The organism is Pseudomonas sp. NBRC 111130, assembly GCF_001320485.1.
Classification (GTDB): Bacteria; Pseudomonadota; Gammaproteobacteria; order Pseudomonadales; family Pseudomonadaceae; genus Aquipseudomonas; species Aquipseudomonas vlassakiae.
Genome location: NZ_BCBG01000090.1, coordinates 1 through 3,386, shown reverse-complemented (window position 1 = coordinate 3,386; position 3,386 = coordinate 1). Strand labels below are relative to the sequence as shown.

The following is a 3,386-nucleotide window of genomic DNA, read 5'->3' as shown; positions in this document are numbered from 1 at the left end:
TATCGCACAGGCATTGAGGCTAGCGCAGGACCTGTGGGAGCGGGCGTGCCCGCGAAGAGGCCATCACCGATGTCACATGAACCAGCGGTACTCCCGCGCACTGACTTCCTGCATGAACGCCAGATGGTCCTGGCGCTTGTTCTCGCAGTACACCATCACGAACTCTTCCCCCAGCCCTTCGTTCACTGCCGGGTGACTGCGCATGGCCGCGACCGCGCCGAGCATGTCCTTGGGGAAATCGATGCCGCTGCTGCGATCTTCGTTCAGCGGCGCAATCGGCTCCTGCGCGGCATCCAGCCCATGCTCCATGCCACACAGGATCGCCGCCAGCACCAGGTACGGGTTGGCATCCGCCCCCGCCAGCCGGTGCTCGATACGCAGATTGCGCGCATCCGATTCGGGAATGCGAATGCACGCATCGCGGTCCTCGAACCCCCAGCTCGCACGGCTGGCGGCATTGACCATGGCGCCATAGCGGCGAAATGCATTGTGGTTGGCCGCGAAGATCGGCATGCAATGCGGCAGCAGCGCCAGGCAGCCGGCCACCGCGTGGCGTAGCGGGCGCTGCTGGTCGGCGGCCAGCAGGTTGTTGCCGGCCTGGTCGTACAGGCTCACATGCACGTGCATGCCGCTGCCAGGCGCCTGCAGGTAGGGCTTGCTCATGAACGAGGCGCGCAGCCCGTGCTTGAGCGCGACGCCGCGGGTGCTGCGGCAGAACAGGGCGGCCCAGTCGGCCGCCTGCAGGCCGTCGTCGCAGTGGCCGAAGTTGATCTCGAACTGGCCGGGGCCCAGTTCGGCGGTGATCACGTTGGCGTCCACGCCCTGCGCCTGGGCAGTGTCGACCATGTCATGCAGCACGTCGCTGAAGCGCGACAGCCGTTCGATGTGCATGTTGGGTTGGTCGTCCGGGTCATCGCTGAGCGGGTCGCGGGGGAACTGCGGCAGCCCTTGCTTGAGCGCCCGGTCGAACAGGTAGAACTCCAGTTCGAACGCCACCACCGGGCGGATGCCACGTCGCTCGAGGCGCTGCAGCACGCGGGCGAGGACTTCGCGGGGTTCGAACTCGATAGGCGCGGCAGTACCGTCGGAGCTGATCAGCATCTGCCCCAGTGGCTCGCGCTCCCAGGTCACCGGCTTGAGCGTGCCGGGGATCAGGCGGCGGATGGCATCCGGGTCGCCGTCGTTGAAGCAGTAGTCGCCGATCGGGAACAGCCCACCTTGTACCCCCAGCAGTACGCAATTCTGCGGCAGTTTCAGCGGGCTGCCGGCGGCGACCTTTTCCAGCATGTCGATCGGGTAGCGCTTGCCGTAGAAGTGCCCAGGGATGTCCAGGCTGAGCAGGTCGACATGGCTGACGTCGGGGTGGCGGGCACGGAACGCGCGGACTTCACTGAGCAGATCGGGAAAGCCTGTTGTTAGGGTCATGCTGTGCTCTCATCGGAATACCCAGAGGACGCGGGTCGTCTGGTCGGTCAGGTTGGCGTAGCGAAAGTGGCGGTTGGGCGGCAGCTGGAAGCTGTCGTTGGGCGCCAGGGTCACGGCTTGTTCGTCATCGGCAAGCCAGAGGGTCAGTTCGCCCTCGAGGACGAAACCACCTTGCTCGGAGCTGTCGTCCAGGTGCCCCTCGCCACTGCTGGCGCCGGGCGCCAGATGGCTTTCGAGCATGGCGAAACGGCCGTTGAGGGTCGGTGAGACCAGCACGTCGCTGATGCCTTCGGCGTAGTAGATGGTGCGCCGCTCGCCGGGGCGGGTGACCCAGTCCAGCGCGGGTGGCTGGCTGGCCTGGTAGAAGTAGGTGGTCGGCACCTGCAGGGCTTCGCTGATGGCCGTAAGGTCGGCCACGGTCGGCTGCGACAGGCCGCGTTCGACCTGGGACAGAAAGCCCAGCGAGCGTTTGACCTTGCCCGCCAGCTCATCGAGGGTCAGCCCGCGGTGCTTGCGCAAGTCGCGAATCAGCAGGGCCAGGCCCTGGGCGTCTTCAGACATGATCGCGCATCCTGTACCAGGCCTTGGCCGCTGCCTCCAGCGGTGCGGCCAGCAGGTCACCGCCCGGGAAGCGGCCGTTGTCGATGCCCTGGTACAACGCCAGCAGGTCATCGTCGCCGAGAATGGCGTCGCTGACCGCCCGCGCGGCGGCCAGGGTCGGCAGCACGCCGTGGCCAGAGAAGCCTTGCAGCCAATAGCGCAGGCCCTCGCGACCGACGTCCGGGGTGCGCTGGATGCTGCAGTCGATGTGGCCGCCCCAGGCATAATCGATGGCCACCCCGGCCAGTTGCGGGAACACCCTTTCCAGGTAGGGGCGCGTGGCGCTGGCGACGTCCTTTGGAATGCCGCCCAGGTAGGTGCAGCCACCGCCGAACAGCAGGCGGTGATCGGGGGTGAGGCGGAAGTAGTCGGGCACGAACTGGTTGTCGATCACGCAGCTGTTGCGCGGCAGCAGCGAGCGGGCGAACTCGGCATCCAGCGGCGCGGTGGCCACCTGGTACGAGCCGACTGGCAGCAGCCGGCGCGACAGGCCACGGTCGAGGCGGTCGATGTAGGCGTTGCAGGCCAGTACCAGCACCCCGCAACGTACCTCGCCATGCTCGGTGCGGGCCACGTAGCCGTTGGCGCTGGGCTGATAGCCGAGCACCTGGCTCTGCTCGAAGATGCGCCCGCCATGGGCTTCGATCGTGGCGGCCAGGCCCTGGGCCAGTTTCAGCGGGTTGAGGTGCGCACCCTTGGCGTCATACAGCGCCGCCTGATAGCGCGGGCTGTCGATCCATTGCGCCAGCTCGTCGCGGCCGATCAGGCGCAGGGCGTCGTAGCCCCATTTGTGCTCGGCGTCGTGCAGGGCTTCTTCGAGCATCTTTATCCGGCGGGGCAACACGGCGGTCCACAGGCTACCGAGCCGGTAATCGATGTCGAAGCCATGGCGCTGGGGCAGCTCGCGCATCTCGTCGGCGGCCCAGCACATGCTGTCCCACAGGCGCCGGGTGCGTTCCACGCCCAGCGCTTTCTCCAGGGGCGGCATATCGCACGACCAGCCCAGCAGCGCCTGGCCTCCGTTGCGACCGGAAGCGGCCCAGGCCACTCGGCTGGCTTCCAGCATCGTCACGCGCTTGCCGGCCAAGGTCAGGCGCAGCGCGGTGTGCAGGCCGCTGAAACCGGCGCCGATGATCAGCACATCGCTGTCGTGCGAGCCTTGCAGGGTAGGGCGCAGGGGGATGCTGGCGGGGTAGGTCTGGGCGTAGTAGCTGGCGACGTGCTGGGCGGATTGCTTGAACATGCCTTGGCCTCGTGAAATTTATTGTGGTTATTTTCATGAAAATCTAGCAGGTAATTTTCATGGCGCCACACCGTTCGTCTTTGAATCTTCGTTGCATATATGATTCTGGGGCCGCTGC

The 3,386-nt window shown here is 66.4% G+C and carries 3 protein-coding genes; all 3 read right to left on the bottom strand.

Going from position 1 to position 3,386, the window contains the following annotated elements; all coding sequences use genetic code 11:
- Positions 1-72: 72 nt before the first annotated feature.
- Genes APH33_RS22530 through APH33_RS22520 form a run of 3 tightly spaced genes read right to left on the bottom strand, consistent with a single transcriptional unit; the run spans position 73 to position 3,268 of the window.
- The gene (locus APH33_RS22530; RefSeq protein ID WP_054887259.1) at positions 73-1,425 is read right to left on the bottom strand and encodes a glutamine synthetase family protein; all 1,353 of its coding nucleotides are present in this window, start codon (positions 1,423-1,425) and stop codon (positions 73-75) included.
- Between the two features lie 9 nt (positions 1,426-1,434).
- A complete protein-coding gene (locus APH33_RS22525; RefSeq protein WP_054887258.1) occupies positions 1,435-1,986 on the bottom strand; it encodes a helix-turn-helix domain-containing protein in 552 nt (183 codons plus the stop codon).
- The gene (locus APH33_RS22520; RefSeq protein ID WP_054887257.1) at positions 1,979-3,268 is read right to left on the bottom strand and encodes an FAD-binding oxidoreductase; all 1,290 of its coding nucleotides are present in this window, start codon (positions 3,266-3,268) and stop codon (positions 1,979-1,981) included. Before APH33_RS22520 ends, APH33_RS22525 begins: the two co-directional genes overlap by 8 nt.
- Positions 3,269-3,386: the final 118 nt, after the last annotated feature.

What these genes read in the sequence shown, in the direction of transcription:
- APH33_RS22530 (WP_054887259.1), bottom strand. Translation starts at nt 1,425, where the DNA reads ATGACCCTAACAACAGGCTTTCCCGATCTGCTCAGTGAAGTCCGCGCG.
- APH33_RS22525 (WP_054887258.1), bottom strand. Translation starts at nt 1,986, where the DNA reads ATGTCTGAAGACGCCCAGGGCCTGGCCCTGCTGATTCGCGACTTGCGC.
- APH33_RS22520 (WP_054887257.1), bottom strand. Translation starts at nt 3,268, where the DNA reads ATGTTCAAGCAATCCGCCCAGCACGTCGCCAGCTACTACGCCCAGACC.